The sequence below is a fragment of the Marmoricola sp. URHA0025 HA25 genome (assembly GCF_054059435.1).
Map to the genome: position 1 here is coordinate 3,685,864 of NZ_JBSSCD010000001.1, position 17,834 is coordinate 3,703,697.

Consider the following 17,834-nt stretch of genomic DNA (forward strand, 5'->3'; position numbering starts at 1 on the left):
TCGGGAAGTGATGTCGGGGGGCGGTCACTCGGACAGAGGTACGCCGCGGGCGTTCTCCCAGGCGAGGTACTTGAGCTCGAGATACTCGTCGATCCCGTGGACCGACCCCTCGCGGCCAAGACCCGACTGCTTGATGCCGCCGAAGGGGGCGATCTCATTGGAGATCAGTCCGGTATTGATCCCGACCATGCCCGCCTCGAGGGCTCCCGCGACCCTCCAGGTCCGCTCGGCATCCCGGGTGAACACGTATGCGGACAACCCGTACTCGGAGTCGTTGGCCCACGCGACGACGTCGGCCTCGCTCTCGAACCTGATCAGCGGCAGGACCGGGCCGAACGTCTCCTCCCTGGTCACGAGCATGCCGGGCAGGACGTTGCCGAGGACGGTCGGAGTGAAGAATCGGCCACCGCGTGGGTCGACGGTCCCGCCGCTGAGGACCGAGGCGCCGCCTACGGTCGCGTCGGCGATGTGCGCCTCAACCTTGGCGACGGCCGCCTGGTCGATCAGAGGCCCGATCTGGCTGTCGGTCTCCAGGCCTGGGCCCACGACGAGTGAGGCGGCCCTCTCCGCGAGTGCAGCGGCGAAGGCGTCGTAGATCCCCGCCTGCACGTAGACGCGGTTGCCCCCGATGCAGGACTCCCCCGAGTTGCGGAACTTGGCCGTCATGACACCGGAGAGCGCCATGTCGAGGTCGGCGTCGTCGAACACGAGGATAGGGGCATTGCCGCCGAGTTCCATCGACGCCTTCTTCACCGTCCCCGCCGCCTGTGCGAGGAGCAGCCGACCCACCTGCGTGGATCCGGTGAAGCTGATCTTGCGCACCAGCTCGTGTGTCGTGAGCTCGGGTCCGATCTCCTCTGGATGGCCCGTCACGATGTTGAAGACCCCTGGCGGCACGCCCGCCTCGACGGCCAGCTCAGCCAGTGCGAAAGCGGTCAGCGGGGTCTGCTCGGCCGGCTTGACCACCATGGTGCACCCGGCGGCCAGCGCCGGCGCAGCCTTGCGGGTGATCATCGCGGCGGGGAAATTCCACGGCGTGATGGCGGCGCAGACACCGACGGGCTCCTTCAGGACCACGATGCGACCAGATGCCTGCGGCGCCATGAACACCTCGCCGCTGATGCGTTTGGCCTCCTCAGCGAACCACTCGATGAAGGAACAGGCATACGCAACCTCGCCCCTAGCCTCGGCTAGTGGCTTGCCCTCCTCGAGCACGATTAGGTGAGCGAGGTGCTCGATGTTGGCCGTGACGAGCTCCGCCCAGGCCCGGAGCACCGTCGAGCGGTCCTTGCCGGACCGGTCGCGCCAGGCGGGGAACGCGCGGTGCGCGGCCTCGATGGCGTCACGCACCTGCCCGCGACTCATCGCCGGAACGGTGGCGACGACCTCCCCCGTCGCGGGGTTGTCGACATCGATCGTGCCGGACTCGCCTACGTCGACCCAGAGGCCGTCGACGTAGGGAGTGGTGCGGATTCGTCGGGACAGACCGTCGTGATTCTCCACTGTCACGTGCATCGTCCTCGCCTACTTCGCCACGGGTGTGATCTCGACCGGCAGGGTGGCGCCGAGTCCGGCCTGCCGGGCGCGGGCCACGCACATAGCGGCGACGGCCAGGTCCTGGATCGCGCCACCGACGGACTTGTAGAGCAGGACCTGCTGGTCGTCCCGTCGTCCCGGCACCCGGCCGGACACCAGGTCGGACAGGGACACCGTCTTGCTCTCGAGGTCGACGCCGTCGCGACGGGCGGCGAGAGCGTCACCTGTCTCATCCAGGACCTCCCGCAGCTCATCGGCCACGATGAGATCGGCGCGCCGCATCGTCTCGGGGTCCACCTCACGCTGTTCGGGGAGGGTGGACCCGATCGAGACCACCGTCGACCCGGGAGCGAGCCATTCTCCCAGCAGGGTCGGGGACTCGTCGCGGGAGCGTGCCGCGCAGATCACCAGGGTCGCATCCCGCACGGCCGCTTCCGCCTCGTCCTCCGCGGAGATCGCAAGACCGAGCTCCGACAGCTCGCTGATGAACCGTGTACGGCTCTGCGGTCGAGGACTGAAGACACGGACCTCGGCGACCGCTCGCACGGCGGCGACGGCACGGAGGTGGTTCTGCGCCTCGAAGCCCGAACCGATCACGGCGACGGACATGGCGCCCTTCGTGGCGAGCATGTCTGCCGCTAGTGCGGAGGTGGCAGCGGTCCGGTAGCCGGTGATCGAGTGCGCGTCGAGGAGCGCCACGAGCTCGGCCGACGACTGGTCGAACAGGGAGATCAGGTAGCTCACGCGCCTGGAGCTCAGCGCGGCTGCGATGGACTTCAGACCCATCAGCCCGGTGTCCCCCGGCGCGCCGCTCAGAGTCCGGAGCCAGGCCTGGTCGCCGCGAGCCATGCTCCTGGGTGGGAAGCGCGCGGGCTCGACGTCGGCGGCGTAGGCCTCGCGCAGCGCGCTTGCCGCTGCGCTCCAGGAGAAGACCTCGCGAACGACTGCGTCGTCGAGAAGCAGGGTCATGGGCGGGACCTCCTGTGCCTGATGGACCGAGTGGCTCAGCGACACCGAGGCTCGCTCCAGGCGCCTCGGCAGCTGGTTCCCCGCAACTTCCTCGCCTCAGGGCCGGCAGCCATACTGTATGGAGGTCGTCACATCAGGGGAAACGGCTAACATCAATATCGACACACCGATTTCGTCGATGACTCCCCTCCGACGTGCGGTGTCGCTGGCGCCGCGTAGCCTCGGGCCGCGGTGCTGCCGAGTTCTAGTCGCCGCGACTGTGCTGCGACCCCAAGGGGCCCGCCATCTCGACGAGCTGGGCCCTGAGCCAGCGGTGAGCCGGCTCGTCGTCTCGGCGGGAGGTCCAGAACATCGACTCCGTCACTGGGTCCAGTCGCATCGGCGGCTCGAGCAGCTTGAGGCCGACCCCCTCGGCGAGGAACGACGCGAAGCTCACCGGGATCAGGGCCACCAGCAGGGTGTCTCGGAGGAGGAACGGCGCCAGACCGAAGTCCGTCGTGACCTCGGTTCGACGTTCGATGCCGAGCCGGTCCAGCTGTACCTCCACCAACGCCCGGTTCCCCGAGCTCTTTTGTGCGAGATACGGGAGCGATGTGAACAGCGCCAGGTCGATGCTGTCCTTCACGTCGGGGTGCGACTTGTCGACGGCAACGACGTAAGGGTCTTCGTACAGGACTTGGGAGTGGACCGGGCTGCCGGCGCCGACGAATTGCGGCGGGACGATGACGAGGTCGAAGTCGTTGTGGGTCAGGTCCTCGATGAACCTCGGCATGACCGGGGAGATCCGGAGACTGACGTTCGGAGCAATGTTGCGGAGCTTGACGCTCAGTGGGTGCAGAACCGCCACTGTGGCGTACTCGCTGGCTCTGATGGAGAACGTCCGGTGATCCCGCGCGGGGTCGAAGGTGGGCCGCTCTGTCAGGACCTGGTCGATCTGGTTGAGGGCCTCGCGGATGGGACCCGTCAGTGAGAGGGCAAGTGGCGTCGGCGCCATCGTCCGCCCGGTCCGCACCAGGACCGGGTCGTCCAGCAGCCGACGGAGCCGCAAGAGCGTGGCACTCATGGCCGACTGGCCGACGTGCATCCGGTTTGCTGCAGCCGTGACGCCGCCTTCGGTCATCAATGCATCGAATGCAACCAACAGATTGATATCGACGTCCGCGAGGTCCACGAGGCCATCGTAGACAGACCAGGACGCACGGGCCGGCTTTCGATGCCGCGTCGCCTCCGAGAAGGGGCGGTCCTATGATCGCAGTCGTGGACCTGAACCGCGTCGATCTCAATCTCCTGGTAGCATTTGAGGCGCTGATGGATGAGAGGAGCGTGACCGGCGCGGCTCAGCGGCTCGGAATCAGCCAGTCGGCCATGAGTTCCACACTGGCCCGGATCAGGAGGCTCTTCGACGACCCCATCCTGATGCGCAGCGGCCGTTCGATGGTGGCGACGCCGGTCGCCGAGACACTGATCGATCCCGTCCGCGCGACGCTCATCCAGATACAGGCGGCGCTCACGGGGTCCCGGTCTTTCGACCCCGATACGGATCAGCGCACGTTCGTGATCATGGCGACAGGTCACGCCGCCGTCGGACTCCTGCACCCCTTGCTCGTCGACATCACGCCGGTCAGACCCAACATCCGAGTCGAGATCCAGCCCCTCGACGAGGATTTCGCCCCCACCCTCTTCCGGAGTCAGGCCGACCTTGTGGTCCTACCACGGGAGCTCATGGCGTCTCGCTCCGAGATCTGGTCCGACGAGGTGCGCTGGGAGGTGCTCTACCGCGATCGCTACGTCTTGGCGGCGGACAAGGACAACGACCACGTCACAGGCGCTATCTCAGTCGAGGAATTCAGCACGATGCCGTACCTCGCCGCGGAGGGCACCGACGGTAGCCCCTCGGCCGGGGACTCCAACCTCAACGTGCTGGGCATCCCGAGGCGCGTGGAGGTGCGCGCCGGATTCGCCGTCGCCCCGTTCATGCTCCGCCACACCAACCTGATCACTCTCATCCCGCGGATACCCGCGTCACGCATCGCGGCGGCGGCGGGCATCCGACTGGTCGAACCACCGATGCAACTCCAGCCGATCAGCGAGACCATGGTGTGGCTGCGTCGGCTCGACAACGATCCCGGCCACGCCTGGTTGCGCGAGGCACTGAGGACCCATGCCGCACGACTGGTGGGCTCGGCGGTCGACATCGCCTGACGGACCGCTTCCAGGCAGATCAGCCTCGTTCGGAGGATACGGGTCCGCGCCGAGCACTGGCGGCCTGACCCGGACCCCCGTTGCCCTGTCGGGCGGCCCCTCATCGTCCGGCTCTACCCCGCCGTCGCGCAAACGTAGTCGTCATCCAGACCGCGAACAGCAACGAGCCACCATTGAAGACTCCCGGCGCCCAGGCTGCGGCTCCGGCGATGCTGAGCCCGCTGACGGCGATCGCCACGAAGAAGACGCCCACGATGGCGCCGAGGGGGTTGGGCAGTCCCGGCTTGATGGTGGTCGCACCGAGGAACACGGCGGCGAGCGCAGGGAAGAGGAAGCTCGGACCCGCGTTGGTGTCGGCCGACCCCGCCCGCGCGCACAGCAGGACCCCTGCGATCCCCGCGAGAAGGCCCCCGATGGTCATGCTCGACAGGATCATGCGCTCGACCCGGATGCCGACCAGGCGAGCTGACTTCGGGTTGCTACCGATCGCGCTGAGCTGGCGCCCGTAGGGCGTGTGCTCCAGCAGGTACCAGGTGGCGAGGACGACCGGGACCAGGACCACGAGGAGCCGTGGCAGGCCCCACCAGTTCAGCGATCCGAACTGCGTCAGGGTTGTCGAGATGTTCCCGGTGATGGTCAGCCCGCCGGTGTACCAGATCGCCACGCCGCCGAGCAGGATGGACATGCCCAACGTCTCGATGATCGGGTCCAACCCGAGCCGGGTGATAAGCAGACCGTTGGTGGCGCCGACGGCGGCGCCGATCACGAGCCCCGCCAGGACGGCCAACCACAGCGGCCCGTCGAACCGCGACATCAGGGTCGCGGTGGCGATCGACGACGCGCCGGTCGTGGCCGCCGCCGACAGGTCGATGACGCCCGCGGTGAGCGGCACGACGATGGCGAGCGCGATCACGGAGACGACTGTCGAGTTCCCGATCAGGGTGATCAGGTTGGCCTGGCTGGGGAACGCCTCACTCGTCTTGCTGTAGGTGCTGAAGAAGAGCACCACCGCAGCGAGGATGACGAGCAGTCCGTACCGCTGCCCGAGGCCGGCGAAGAGGCCGTGGCTCTTGCTCTGTGGACGGTTCGTGTTGGTCTCCGAGGCCGTGACGGTCATGACGCTTCTTCCTGACGTTCCAAGTAGGACTCTTGGACCAGACTGTCGGGGTGGATGTCCGGGGCGTGGAATTCGGCCGCCACGACTCCGTCGCGCAGCACCAGCACGCGATCGCAGACAAGGGAAAGCTCCTCGAAGTCCGAGGAGACCAGGAGCACCGTGGTGTTGTTCTCGGCCTCACGACGCAGGGCAGCGTGGATGTCGGCCCGCGCCCCCACATCCACGCCTTGCGTGGGTTCATCGAGCAGCAGCAGCCACGGCTTGCGCCGCAGCCACCGGGAGAGCACGACCTTCTGCTGGTTGCCACCCGAGAGCGCGTCGAGTGTCTGCTCCGGCCCGGAGGTGACCACGCCGAACCGTTCGATCTGCCTCTGTGTCTCCCGCGACTCCGCGCCGTGGGCCATCCGCAAGCCGCGCCAGAACTCGCGCAACGACGCCGCGACCACGTTCTCCCTGATGCTGAGGCCACCGAACGCGGCCTCGCTTTGACGATCCTCCGACAGGTAGGCGATGCCGTCCCGAATCGCGTCTGCCGGCTCCGCCAGTCTTCGAGTCTCGCCTCGCAACCGCACGGATCCCTGCGACGCTGGGAGGTGGCCGAACAAGGTGCGCAGCAGGGTCGAGCGTCCCGAACCCTGCAGCCCTGCGATCCCGACGATCTCTCCCCTGTCCGCGCTGAAGGAGACTCCGTTGAGCCGCCCGCTCACCAACCCCTCGACGGCCAAAGTCTGCTCTCCGCCGTCGGACTTCCGGGCCGCCACGGCGGCTTGCAGGATCCGCCGTCCGCAGATGTGAGTCACGAGCTGGTCCTCGGTCAGGTCCGCGGCCGGGACATCCGCTGCGACACGACCATCGCGAAGGACGGTGACGTTGTCCGCGAGCTGCAGGATCTCGCGGAGGTGGTGGCTGATGAACAGGATCGTCTGGCCACCTGCGGCAAACCGCTTGAGCATCTGAGCCAGCAGATCAGCTTCCCGCTCTGGCAGCGACGCCGTCGGTTCGTCAAGGATGAGGATGCGCTCCCCCTCGTCAGGATCGTCGCCCAGGGCTCGGGCGATCGCCAGCATCGTCCGGCTCGCCGCGTTGAGCGAACCCACCGTGGAGCGTGGTGTGGCGTGGATCTGGTAGCGGTCGATGAGGGCCTCCGCCTCAGACTCGAGCCGGCGCCAACGGATCCGCCCGAGCCTCTGGGCGCCGAAGCCGTGTCCGAGGGCGATGTTCTCCGACACCGTCAGCCCGTCGAACAGACCGACGTCTTGGTGGACGAAGCGGAGCCCCAGGTCATTGGCCAGGTCCGGGCTCATGCCTGAGGCCGGGACGACCTGGGGGCCCACAGCGATCGTGCCGCCGTGGTCCCCCCGCTCGATCCCCGCCAGGATCTTGACGAACGTGGACTTGCCAGACCCGTTGGCTCCGACCAGTGCGTGGATGCTGCCCCGTTGCGTCGTCAGGTCGACGTCAACCAAGGCCCGTGTCGCGCCGTAGTGCTTGCTGAGCTGACGAACCGACAGCGCCGGGAGCGAGTTCACTTAGGAGACACCCCACGCGGCCTTGTAGGCGCTCCGGAAGTCGAAGTTGGCCGCATATCCCTTGCCATCGGCGGGGAGGTTGTGGTCGGCGTCGACCGTCTGCCAACCCCAACCCTCGGGCACGGTGTCCTCGCCGGCCAGCACGCGGATGGTGGTGTCGATGGCGGCCCATCCCGCCCAGCCGTTGTCCCACCCGATCGCCGCGCCGACCTGCCCGGCGTGGATCAGGGAGATGCCCGGAGCCAGACCTTCGCCGCCGATGATCGTCATCTTGCGTCCCGTGGACGCGATGGCCTGCGGCATCGACCCCGCGAGGATGAACGAGTCGAAGGTCGGCTGGATCGCGTTCGCGTCCGGGTGGGAGAGCAGAATGGCGGAGAACTTCTGCGCCAGGGGCCCAGCCACGTCCGCGACCTGGAACTTGAGGGTGTCGACGATGCTGCAGTCGGGGCAGTCCTTCTTCAGCTCGTCGGCGAAGCCTTCCGCGGGGAACAGAGCGGTCTTGGAGTCGGTGATGCTGGTGTTGATCACCTTGGCCTTGCCGTCGGTCGCCTTGATCAGCCAGCGCGCCTTCGCCGCGCCCCACCCCTTCAAGAAGCCCTCGAAGGTGGGGTACGCCTCGTTGTACTTCACCTCAGAGGTGAACAGAGGCGTGTCCTTGCAGTCGAAGCCTCCGAAGAGGATCGTCGGGATGTCGGCATCCTTCGCGGCCTGCAGCCCGCCCTTGGCGAAGTCGCAGTCGATACCGGTCACGATGATCGCGTCGGCCTTCGCCGCGACGGCCTGGCGGATGGCCACGCTGTAGCCGTCCCCAACCCCCAGAGCTCCGTCGGCGATGGTCATGTTCCACCCGAGGACCTTGCCTGCCTCGACGGCACCCTCCGCGGGAGCCTCACACCCGACCACGACCTTGCCGCATGCCACCACCCACACGTTCTCATGGGCCTTGTGAGGGGGTGCGGAGCTGGGTGGCGCCGTGAAGGTGCCCTTGTAGTCAGCCTCGAGCTTAGCGTCGATGTCAGCAGCGGAGCTGGCGACGCTCGTGCTGGCGCCACCACCAGAGTCTGAATCGCCACTGCCCGAAGAGGAGTCCGACCCGCAGGCACTGAGCCCACACGCGAGGGCGATCCCGACCAAAGGAACGACGGCTTGTCGTCGGAATGAGGTGTTACGCATGACTGTTTGCCTCCAGATCGGCGGCCGGTGTGGCCTTCGTCACCGAACTGTAGGGATTCACGAACGATTGCAGAAATCGTTATCTTGCATGCGCAGACATCACTTCTGGTGGTTCATCCAGAAACCGCGCGCGCCTAGAAGTCGGCATGGCCACCCGTGTCATGCCTGAGTGCATCGATGATAACGATCCTGACAGATCGCTCTCGATGATGTGTTGCGCCGATGACGGGAGTCGAACAGCGTCACGGGCACCGGTTCGAGCGCGGCCGGTCAGCCGTGCTCGTGAAGAGTGTTGCCCGCCAGGACGAGGAACGCCTCACCCAAAGCCTCGCCTCGCCTGCGGTGAGGCGACGCGACGGACGGAAGCTGGCGCAGTCGATGGTCCGGCGAGGTAGGCCCTACGCCACTAGAGTGGCGGAGACACCAAGACCTCCCCGCGCTTCATCCGCTCCATGCTGACCATCAGCTCCGGGTCAAGGTAGTAGATCTCCGTGTAGCACCCGAGGGTCTGGCGCGTGTCGAAGTAGCCCCACCGGCAGCTTCCTCGTCCCACTCCGCTGCCCTCGATGAAGCCGCTCATTGCTTTGGAGATGCCACGCGCGACATACGCCTCCTCCGCGGCGGCGTACTCAGCGGCGTCCCTGACGCGGAACCCGATGTGATGGGGCCCAACGCCCTTCTCGTCCATCCAGTCCTTGTAGACACTGGATCCGCTGTCGTGCCGGGCCAACTCGATGAGGACGTCGCCAGCAAAGGCATAGGCCACGCTGAACTCGAACTCGGCGAGCTCGCCCCAATAGGTCTTCTCCGTCTGGCCGACGGACAGGTTCTCCCACACGCTCCATGCCGTGATGCCGAAGTTGCGCCTCCAGGTCTCCACAGCTGCGTCAAGATCCTCTACCACGAAGCAGAGCTGATCGAAGGATCGTCCGACGAACGACATGTCGTGCATGGGTGGGACTCTCCGTGATGATCGTCAAAGGGGTGAGGGGCCCTTGAGAGGCTCCCGCGTCTCGTCATGAGCCCGAGCCCGAGTCGGGACAACGACTCTCGCGAGGCTAGTGCCGCTCATCACAGTTCGAACAACAACTCTTCCCCAAGGCAGCTCATCGATCTCATCAATCACCAGGACTGGCCGCTTGCTGCGGTGTGACCGCCGTTCCGAACCGAGGGGCTACGGTCCCGACCGTCGCGAACGGCCTCGTCACGGCGACGCGCTCGGCGACGAGGCATTGCCCTGGCCGATACACAGGGATCACCAATCATTGTTAGCAGGACGTAACACCTGAGACTACTGTCGATCGGCAGGTCACAACTCGAGTCGATACCGGGAGGTTCGTAGTGCAACGTTCGATGGGGTCAGCGGCAACGGAACGCAACAGGGTCTGTCCGCTCGACCTGGCGAACACTCGCGGGTTCGACTCGGCCCGATCGTCAGTCGTTTCCCTCGAAGGGAGCGCATGATGCCGGACCTCGATGGACGCGTGGCGGTGGTGACCGGTGGCGCCGGCGCCATTGGCCGAGCAACCTCTGCTTGCCTCTCAGAGCAGGGCGCCAGGGTCGTGGTGGCTGATCTGCGCGGCTCGGAGGCTGCACAGCTCGCGAATGCGCTCGAGGGCGAGGCCATCGGCGTGGAGCACGACGTTCGCGACAGTGACTCCGGGGTCGCTCTGGCTGCGCGGGCAAAGGAGGTGTTCGGTCGGGTGGACATCCTCGTCAACAACGCCGGGGTCAACTCGCCCACGTGTGCGGTGACCGACATCTCTGACGAGGAGTGGGACCGCGTGATGGACACCAACGCGCGCGGGACCTTTGTGACCACACGGGCTTTCCTCCCCGGGATGGTCGAGCAGGGCAGCGGTCGGATCATCAACCTCTCTTCGATCGTGGGTCAGATGGGATCGCCCTTCATTCTTCCCTACACCGCGTCGAAGGCGGCGGTCATCGGGATCACCCATGCTCTGGCGTCGGAGTACGCGTCGCGCGGCATCACGGTGAACTCCGTGCACCCGGGCCTGCTCGAAACTGGGATGCACGACTTCGACGACTGGGCCAAGCGGGAAGGCATGACGCTGGACGAGGCCGTGGAGCACTTCCGCAACCTCATTCCCCAGCGCGAGTACCAGACTCCCCGCGACATCGGGGAGATGATCGCGTTCCTCGCCTCCGACCGGGCCAGGCACATCACCGGAGCGGCGTTCAACGTCGACGGTGGCATCCGGATGCACTAGTGCAGGTCGCAAGGGGTCGCTGTGCATCATCATTTCCGACAGCAGGGACACTGCCGGAAGAGTCGAGTGCGGGACGCCTCGCCCCGCGCCTCGGCATCTTGCGTGGGCAGTGACGGCGGTGTCGTCACCGCCCACGAACTGGTCAGGCGAACTCGTGCCGAGCAACCGACGACTCCGCAGAAGATCGGGTGGCTAGGCCTCCGGGATGGCAGAGAACGGTGGACCGTTGCGCCAGCCGACACAGCGTATCCACGACGGCCAGATGTACCCCCTGCGGAAGGGACTCATCGACTCGGGTTTCGAGCCGAGCATGGACCCGTTCCGGGAGCTCTTCATCGGCCGCAACCCCGCCTGAGGAAGATCATGACCGCCACGATGACCGATGCGCCCCTCCGGGCGGCAGTCGACGCCCTTGCCGGTGCGAGTACCAAGGCGTCACCCATCTCAGGACGGGTTGGCAACCCGTCGTGAAACGCATGCGGTCCTCACCGCGACCTCCGCGAGGGGCACGTTTCAGCGATGCCAGATCGACCATCGCACGGGGAGCCGTCTTCATGTTCGAGGGACTCGTCTGCCTCGGTGCAACACAGAGCGGCTACTTCGTGCGACACCCTGCGGACTCATTCCCCGCGATGGCCGCGATAAAACGCGCTGGATCGATGATTCGTGAGGCCGAGGACTTCGCCAACGCACCGAGCCGATGATCCGTGGGGCAAGCATGGGCTCATCCCGCGCCTGCGGACCGGTTGGGCCTTGCGAGCCGACGTGAGAGCGGTGAAGGCGAAAGACCTGGGCACACATCACACCTGAGGCGCTCATCACCGAAGGGATCGCGGAGGTCGAGACCCGGGCCGTTCCCGCCCATTGAAAGGTGATGCGATCTGTGTGCCGCACTGCGGAACGACGGTCAGTTCGCTCGCCTGAGATGGTCGACAGTCTTCTCGGAGGTCCTAACAGCGCAACATCGCCGAGGTCATGCTGCACCGAGTACACCGACCCCGGCGTCTTCCAGCAGGTCGTCACCTTCGCCGAGGAGCAGGGCATGACTCCGATCCGGGTGCAGCAGGAGCAGTCGGGGCACAGCCGTGAACGCACGTCCAGGTCGCCTGAGAATGCACTACCTGCGCGTTCATAGAAGGAACGGCCGGCCAACCCGTAGTAGCCGCACGAGCATCGCCGCGGGATCTACCGAATATTGACAAGGATGAAGATGGACGACCAGTTCGACGCCGATGTAGCGATCATCGGCTACGGACCGACCGGGATCCTGGCGGCCCTGTCACTGGCGCACGAGAGTGCCACGACGATCGCGTTCGAACGCGAGGAAGGGGTCTACCAGCGAGCGCGGGCCATGACGGTCAACGACTGGACGGTGCGAATCTTTCAGTCCCTCGGGGTCGACGACCGGGTTGCACCCACGCTGGAACCGCAACGCGCGTCGCGCTGGTTGACCTACGACCACGCTGAGATCTACCGCGTCGAGCACCCGCCGTCGCTCCTCGGCAAGGAACCGCGTTTCTACAACATCTACCAGCCAGCCCTGGAAGCCGAGCTGCGCGCCTGCGCCGAGGAGCGTTCTGAGATCGACACTCGTTTTGGCTACAACGTCACGGACGTCAAGCAAGACGCCAACGGAGTGACCGTCACCGCTACCGAAGTCGCCACCCGCCGATCGACATCCGTGAGGGCGCGCTATGCCATCGCAGCCGACGGCGGTTCCTCTCAGACGCGTTCGGCGATCGGTGCACGGTTGGTCGGCGAAACGCTGAATGTGTCGTGGGTCGTCATCGACTGCCGGGTCAAGCGGTGGTGGCCCGACCGCGACATCCTGACCTTCTGGTCCGACAAGAATCGCCCCGCCGTGGACGTCGCCCTTTCGGCAGGCAATCACCGTTGGGAGATTCCGCTGCGGCCCGACGAGTCGCCGGCGGACTATCCGACCAGCACGGAGGTTTGGAAGCTGCTCCAGGCCCTCGGCGTCTCCGAGGATGACGTGGAGATTCTTCAGCACGCCTTCTACCAGCACCACACGCGGATGGCTGACACCTGGCGAGTTGGACGCGTCTTCCTGGCCGGCGACGCGGCCCACATGATGCCGCCATGGGCGGGCGCCGGGATGCAGTCCGGCATCCGTGATGCTCACGACCTAGGCTGGAAACTTGGCCGGGTGATCAACGGGAGGCTGTCCCCGCAGTGGCTCGACACCTACGAGGTAGAGCGGCGCCCGAACGTCGCCTACTACACCGACCTCGCCGTGCAGCTCGGCCGCATCATCAAGCAGGAGCTGTCCCCGGAGGAGCAAGCTCGCCTCACCCCACGAACCGGTGCACAGGAATCGACTGTGGAGCGCTCCACTCCACGGCTAGCGGCCGGCTGGTTCCGAGGCCAGTTCTCGTCCGGCTCACTCGTAGGTCGGATGATCCCGCAGCCGCTGGTCACCACGACGCACGGCCGGCGAATGCTTCTCGACGACTTTCTCGGCGACGGTTTCGTGCTGCTTGGAGCTGCCGTTGATCCCGCCACCGTGCTAAGCCCTGCCGAGAAGGATGGGTGGGATCAGCTGGGCATCCGTTACGTGACAGTGAGTCCTGCCAACGCGCACGCATCCGGACCCGATACGTGCGTCGACACCGCACGAACGCTGCTCCCGTGGTTGGAGGAGAGTGGCGTACGCGTCCTGGCGGTACGACCGGACCGCTTCATCGCCGCCACCGACGTCGGCGGTCTGGCGGTCCCGGAGTTTCCCGCCGTCGCCCCTGCCAAATGATGGTCTCCCACACGGCGTGGTGACGGCCCGGGGAACCATCGAGCCCGCAGCGCACAAGACAGCCGATCGCATCCGCAAGCGGCACAAGCCAGGTTCGCTTCGCGGGCGGTGCCGCGCTTGCCCGAGGATCAGCGCGTCCTCATGCCTTGTGCTCCCGCGCGGCAACCTCGCTAAGGGCGATGTCGTAGATCATGTCCTCCTGACCACCGACCAGCCCGCGACGGCCGCACTCCATCAGCAGGTCCCGCACGTCAACCCCATAGCGCTCAGAGGGAACTGCCGCGTGCCTCAGGAACGACGAGTACACGCCGGCGTACCCCCGGGTCAGGGTCTCCCTGTCAACACGGACTGGACGGTCCTGCAACGGTCTCACCAAGTCGTCGGCGGCGTCCTGGAGTGCGAAGAGGTCGCAGCCGTGCTTGAAGTCCATCAGGTCCGCGACCGCGATGAACGGCTCGATCGGGCAGTTTCCCGCGCTGACAGGGAGACCCGAGCCGCGCGGCCATGCACTTCGGTGCTGCTGACACGTTGTGGGAACGGGTCGGGAAGTGCCTGTTCGGGTATGCCGACCTCGTTCGCTGGAGCAGAGAGATCCGCGACGCCGTTCGAGATGCCGCTGGCTCGAAGGAGTTCGACGCGCGACGGAGCATCGGAGCGCGAATGACGCCGGAAGCGATGTTGGCATACGCCTTGGCAGAGCCTGGGCCGCCCGGGGGCACGGAGGAGGGCCCGGAAACCGACGGGTCTTCGATACCCCCACTGACCAGGAGACAGCGAGAGGTTGCTGGCCTCGTCGCCACCGGACTGTTCAATCGTGAGATCGCAGAACGGCTCGTGGTTTCAGTCAGGACCGCGGAGGCGCACGTCGAGAGCATCCTGAGCAAGATGGGCTTGACGAGCCGCACCCAGATCGTCAGGTGATTGGTCGCGGCAGACGACGGCCAGCATGGCGATGACGGCCGGCCGGTCAGCCGATAGATCGCCGAGTGGGTTGCCGGTCACAGGGACCCGGTGTGGTGAAGTTGCCGTGGGGGCACGTTGGCGGCGAGGAAGAGGACCTGGTCGCTGACTACACGCTCAAAACCCTCGCCGACGTAGATGTCGAAATGGCCTACGTCGTAGCGCTTCACGGTGCCCTTGGGCGCCTTGGAGAGGTGACGGATGGTTGTCTTCGCCGGTGCCACGCTGTCGCCGTCGCACACCGCGAACAGCGCTGCGCAGGCGATCTTCCTGGCGCTCTTCCCGGGGACATAGGTCCCGACCTCGAACATGACGCGAGCCGGCACGGCCATCTTCGCCTGGTCCAAACCTGAGGCTGCAAGCAGCGCCTTGAACCCGGGCAACGCGTCGGGGGAGGTCATCACGGCCAGGTCTCCCGGTCGTCCCATCGCGTCGACCCGTACGGGCTCCCGTCCGAGGCGAGCAGCAAGGACATCCTGGAACGCCTTGCCCATCAGCTTGAGGGCCGTCAGCCGGGGCATGGCCAAGCCTGCCGCCTGACCGTCGGTGAAGGGACACTGAGAGATGACAGCGGCGATCCCGGGATCGTGCGCGGCAGTCACCAGGACGTGCCCGCCAGCGAACGACGTGCCCCACAGGATGACTCGGTTTGCGTCGGCCTCGGGAACCGACCGAGCGAACGCGACCGCGTTGCGCCAGTCCTGGAGTTGGCGCTTGACGTTGACGAGCTCTCGCGGAAGCCCTTCGCTTTCCCCGAAGTGGCGGTAGTCGAAGACCAGGCATGCGTATCCAACGGCCACGAAACGCTCGGCAAACGCGTCGAGCCGTTGCTCCTTGACACCGGAGAACCCATGCGCCATCACGATGACCGGAACCTGGTGCTCGGGGCCGGCACCGTCGGGCAAGTACAGCCAAGCCGCGCAGTCGTCCTCTTCGGACCGGAAGTGCACGTCTGTGCGAGTGGGCGTGGGGGTAGTCATCTCGTCCTCGATCCTCGAATCAGCACCAACGTGAACCGCTGGCCGGTCCGGCTGCGCGGCGTGTGAACGGGACGACGCGCGCCACGACGTGGCAGCGTCACGAACGATCCACCGCGGACTCCGCGAGTGGCAACGTCGCCCGGCACAGAGTCTCGGCCGGTCCCTGTGCAGTCTGCACAGTGGCGCCGAGCCGCCCGCCTACTCCCGGTCGGGCTCGGCGACTCGGTCAACCAGCACCGCCGCCCGAGCCACCGTGCCGCTGCAAGGGCCAGCGGCAGGTCAGCAGTTCGATCCGCGACTGCGTGTCCGAGGAGCCCCTCGGCGACCGAGAGCCGGTAGTACCAGCCCGGGTACAACTACGTCGTCCGCATCAGGAGTACCGCGCCCGGACCGGCGTTCAGGAGGCGTGCGCCTGGAGGTTGAGCGCGATGTCGATGATCATGTCTTCCTGGCCGCCGACAAGCCGACGCTCGCCGCACTCCATGAGGATGTCGCGGACGTCGACGCCGTAGCGCTCCGATGCGTTCTCGGCATGGCGGAGGAACGACGAGTACACCCCTGCATAACCGAGCGCGAGGGTCTCGCGGTCGACCCGTACTGGACGGTCCTGAAGCGGACGGACGATGTCGTCGGCGGCATCCTGGAGCTTGAACAGGTCACAACCGTGCTTGAAGTCCGAGAGGTTCGCGACCGCAATGAAAGCCTCGATCGGGCAGTTCCCGGCACCAGCCCCGTGTCCGGCCAGGGATGCGTCAACCCGGAAGACCCCGTTCTCGACAGCCACGACGGAGTTCGCGACCGAGAGGGACAGATTCTCGTGCGCATGGATGCCGATCTCGGTTCCTGGTGCGAGAACATCCCGGTAGGCGAGGACCCGTGCCTCGACGTCGTTCATCGTGAGCCGGCCACCCGAGTCCGTGATGTAGACACACTGCGCCCCGTACGACTCCATCAGCTTCGCCTGCTTGGCGAGCGTCCCCGGAGATGCCATGTGAGACAGCATGAGGAAGCCGGAGACGTCCATGCCGATGTCGCGGGCCGCTGCGATGTGCTGCGCCGAGATGTCTGCCTCGGTGCAGTGCGTCGCGATGCGGACCGACCGGACCCCGAGGTCCCAGGCCGTCTTGAGCTCGTGGATGGTTCCCACGCCGGGCAGCAGCAGAGTGGTGAGTCGTGCGTTCTCCAGGACCGAAGCCGCCGCCTCGATCCACTCCCAGTCGGTGTGGGAGCCAGGGCCGTAGTTGACCGAGCTCCCAGCAAGGCCGTCGCCGTGGGCGACTTCGATGGCGTCGACTCCGGCGTCATCGAGGGCCAGCACGATGCGTTTCACGTCGTCGGGAGTGATCCGGTGACGCACCGCGTGCATCCCGTCACGCAGCGTGACGTCCTGGACGTAGATGGGGGTGCTCATGCAACGGCTCCCTTCTGGGCAGCGATGCGCTCGGCAACCTGGATGGCCGCCGACGTCATGATGTCGAGGTTGCCCGCGTACGCGGGCAGGTAGTGGGCTGCACCTTCGACTTCGAGAAAGACAGACACCTGGTGCGTCGGGCGCGCGGCGCCCTCGTTCGTCAGGGTGATCAACGGCTGGTCAGCCGGAATCTCGTTGATCTGGACCGCTTGCTTGAGGCGGTAGCCGGGGACGTACCCGGCCACGTCCTCGACCATCTTGGCCACGCTCGCCCTGATCTGCTCCTGGGTCGAGGGGTCCGGAGCCGAGACCAGGCAGAACACGGTGTCGCGCATGATGAGCGGAGGCTCTGCGGGGTTGAGAATGATGATCGCCTTCCCCCGATCGGCTCCACCGACTTTCACGATGGCAGCGCTCGTCGTCTCGGTGAACTCGTCGATGTTTGCTCGCGTCCCGGGGCCGGCGGACTTGCTGGCGATCGACGCCACGATCTCGGCGTAGGCGACCGCCACGACCCGCGCGACCGCGGCGACGATCGGAATGGTGGCCTGGCCGCCGCACGTCACCATGTTCACGTTCGGCGCCTCGAGGTGCTCGTCGAGGTTGACCGCAGGTACGACGTACGGCCCGATAGCGGCCGGGGTGAGGTCGATGAGCCGCTTCCCGTACTGCGCAAGCTTCGCGGCGTTGTACTCGTGCGCCCTCGCCGACGTCGCATCGAAGACGACGTCGACGTCGTCGAACTCTGGCAGGGAGATCAAGCCCTCGACGCCCTCGGAGGTGGTCGCGTACCCGAGCCGGGCGGCTCGTGCGAGGCCGTCGGACTCGGGGTCGATGCCGACCATGACTCCCATCTCGAGGTGCTCAGCAGTGCGGATGACCTTGAACATGAGGTCCGTGCCGATGTTCCCGGAGCCGATGATCGCAACCTTGGACTTGCCGTTCGAGCTGCTCAC

General features: G+C 66.4%; 15 protein-coding genes. 4 read left to right on the plus strand and 11 right to left on the minus strand.

Translation table 11 applies throughout. From position 1 onward, the window contains the following. Nucleotides 1–24: 24 nt before the first annotated feature. The 3 genes from ACVW00_RS18150 to ACVW00_RS18160 form a co-directional block, all read right to left on the minus strand. Entirely contained in the window at nucleotides 25–1,509 is a 1,485-nt protein-coding gene (locus tag ACVW00_RS18150) for an NAD-dependent succinate-semialdehyde dehydrogenase (protein ID WP_457112294.1), read from the minus strand. 15 nt (nucleotides 1,510–1,524) lie between these two features. Beyond that, nucleotides 1,525–2,505 (minus strand): ornithine cyclodeaminase family protein, encoded by a 981-nt coding sequence (locus tag ACVW00_RS18155; protein ID WP_457112295.1) that lies wholly within the window; start codon nucleotides 2,503–2,505, stop codon nucleotides 1,525–1,527. Between the two features lie 244 nt (nucleotides 2,506–2,749). After that, nucleotides 2,750–3,676: a LysR family transcriptional regulator gene (locus tag ACVW00_RS18160; RefSeq protein WP_457112296.1), complete on the minus strand. Its 927-nt coding sequence runs from the start codon at nucleotides 3,674–3,676 to the stop codon at nucleotides 2,750–2,752. Nucleotides 3,677–3,762: 86 nt separating this feature from the next. Between ACVW00_RS18160 and ACVW00_RS18165 the strand changes: the two genes are divergently transcribed. Continuing rightward, nucleotides 3,763–4,707 (plus strand): LysR family transcriptional regulator, encoded by a 945-nt coding sequence (locus ACVW00_RS18165; protein ID WP_457112297.1) that lies wholly within the window; start codon nucleotides 3,763–3,765, stop codon nucleotides 4,705–4,707. A gap of 100 nt (nucleotides 4,708–4,807) precedes the next feature. On the opposite strand, the gene ACVW00_RS18170 is transcribed toward ACVW00_RS18165, so the two are convergent. The 4 genes from ACVW00_RS18170 to ACVW00_RS18185 form a co-directional block, all read right to left on the minus strand. Further along, nucleotides 4,808–5,824 carry an ABC transporter permease gene (locus ACVW00_RS18170; RefSeq protein WP_457112298.1) on the minus strand — a complete coding sequence of 339 codons (1,017 nt, stop codon included), beginning with the start codon at nucleotides 5,822–5,824 and terminating at the stop codon, nucleotides 4,808–4,810. Next, complete coding sequence (locus tag ACVW00_RS18175) at nucleotides 5,821–7,353, minus strand: sugar ABC transporter ATP-binding protein (protein WP_457112299.1); 1,533 nt, start codon at nucleotides 7,351–7,353, stop codon at nucleotides 5,821–5,823. Before ACVW00_RS18175 ends, ACVW00_RS18170 begins: the two co-directional genes overlap by 4 nt. Beyond that, nucleotides 7,354–8,277 carry a sugar ABC transporter substrate-binding protein gene (locus tag ACVW00_RS18180; RefSeq protein ID WP_457112300.1) on the minus strand — a complete coding sequence of 308 codons (924 nt, stop codon included), beginning with the start codon at nucleotides 8,275–8,277 and terminating at the stop codon, nucleotides 7,354–7,356. It lies immediately after the preceding gene. A gap of 658 nt (nucleotides 8,278–8,935) precedes the next feature. Beyond that, nucleotides 8,936–9,481 (minus strand): VOC family protein, encoded by a 546-nt coding sequence (locus ACVW00_RS18185; RefSeq protein WP_457112301.1) that lies wholly within the window; start codon nucleotides 9,479–9,481, stop codon nucleotides 8,936–8,938. 511 nt (nucleotides 9,482–9,992) lie between these two features. Between ACVW00_RS18185 and ACVW00_RS18190 the strand changes: the two genes are divergently transcribed. Together ACVW00_RS18190 and ACVW00_RS18195 are read left to right on the plus strand one after the other, a co-directional pair. After that, nucleotides 9,993–10,760 (plus strand): SDR family NAD(P)-dependent oxidoreductase, encoded by a 768-nt coding sequence (locus tag ACVW00_RS18190; protein ID WP_457112302.1) that lies wholly within the window; start codon nucleotides 9,993–9,995, stop codon nucleotides 10,758–10,760. 1,210 nt (nucleotides 10,761–11,970) lie between these two features. Beyond that, on the plus strand, nucleotides 11,971–13,527 hold the full coding sequence (locus ACVW00_RS18195; protein ID WP_457112303.1) for a bifunctional 3-(3-hydroxy-phenyl)propionate/3-hydroxycinnamic acid hydroxylase: 1,557 nt from the start codon (nucleotides 11,971–11,973) through the stop codon (nucleotides 13,525–13,527). Nucleotides 13,528–13,666: 139 nt separating this feature from the next. Here ACVW00_RS18195 and ACVW00_RS18200 read toward each other — a convergent pair whose 3' ends face one another. After that, nucleotides 13,667–13,957, minus strand: coding sequence for a hypothetical protein (locus tag ACVW00_RS18200; RefSeq protein ID WP_457112304.1), 291 nt, complete (start codon nucleotides 13,955–13,957; stop codon nucleotides 13,667–13,669). A 74-nt stretch (nucleotides 13,958–14,031) separates the two neighbouring features. Between ACVW00_RS18200 and ACVW00_RS18205 the strand changes: the two genes are divergently transcribed. Further along, nucleotides 14,032–14,448, plus strand: a complete 417-nt coding sequence (locus ACVW00_RS18205; RefSeq protein ID WP_457112305.1) for a helix-turn-helix transcriptional regulator — start codon at nucleotides 14,032–14,034, stop codon at nucleotides 14,446–14,448. Between the two features lie 77 nt (nucleotides 14,449–14,525). Here the strand turns inward: ACVW00_RS18205 and ACVW00_RS18210 are convergent, their stop codons facing one another. From ACVW00_RS18210 to ACVW00_RS18220, 3 genes are all read right to left on the minus strand, one after another. After that, nucleotides 14,526–15,467: an alpha/beta hydrolase gene (locus tag ACVW00_RS18210; protein WP_457112306.1), complete on the minus strand. Its 942-nt coding sequence runs from the start codon at nucleotides 15,465–15,467 to the stop codon at nucleotides 14,526–14,528. A gap of 397 nt (nucleotides 15,468–15,864) precedes the next feature. Further along, a complete protein-coding gene (gene dmpG, locus ACVW00_RS18215; RefSeq protein WP_457112307.1) occupies nucleotides 15,865–16,878 on the minus strand; it encodes a 4-hydroxy-2-oxovalerate aldolase in 1,014 nt (337 codons plus the stop codon). After that, nucleotides 16,875–17,834, minus strand: a complete 960-nt coding sequence (locus tag ACVW00_RS18220; protein ID WP_457112308.1) for an acetaldehyde dehydrogenase (acetylating) — start codon at nucleotides 17,832–17,834, stop codon at nucleotides 16,875–16,877. Before ACVW00_RS18220 ends, dmpG begins: the two co-directional genes overlap by 4 nt.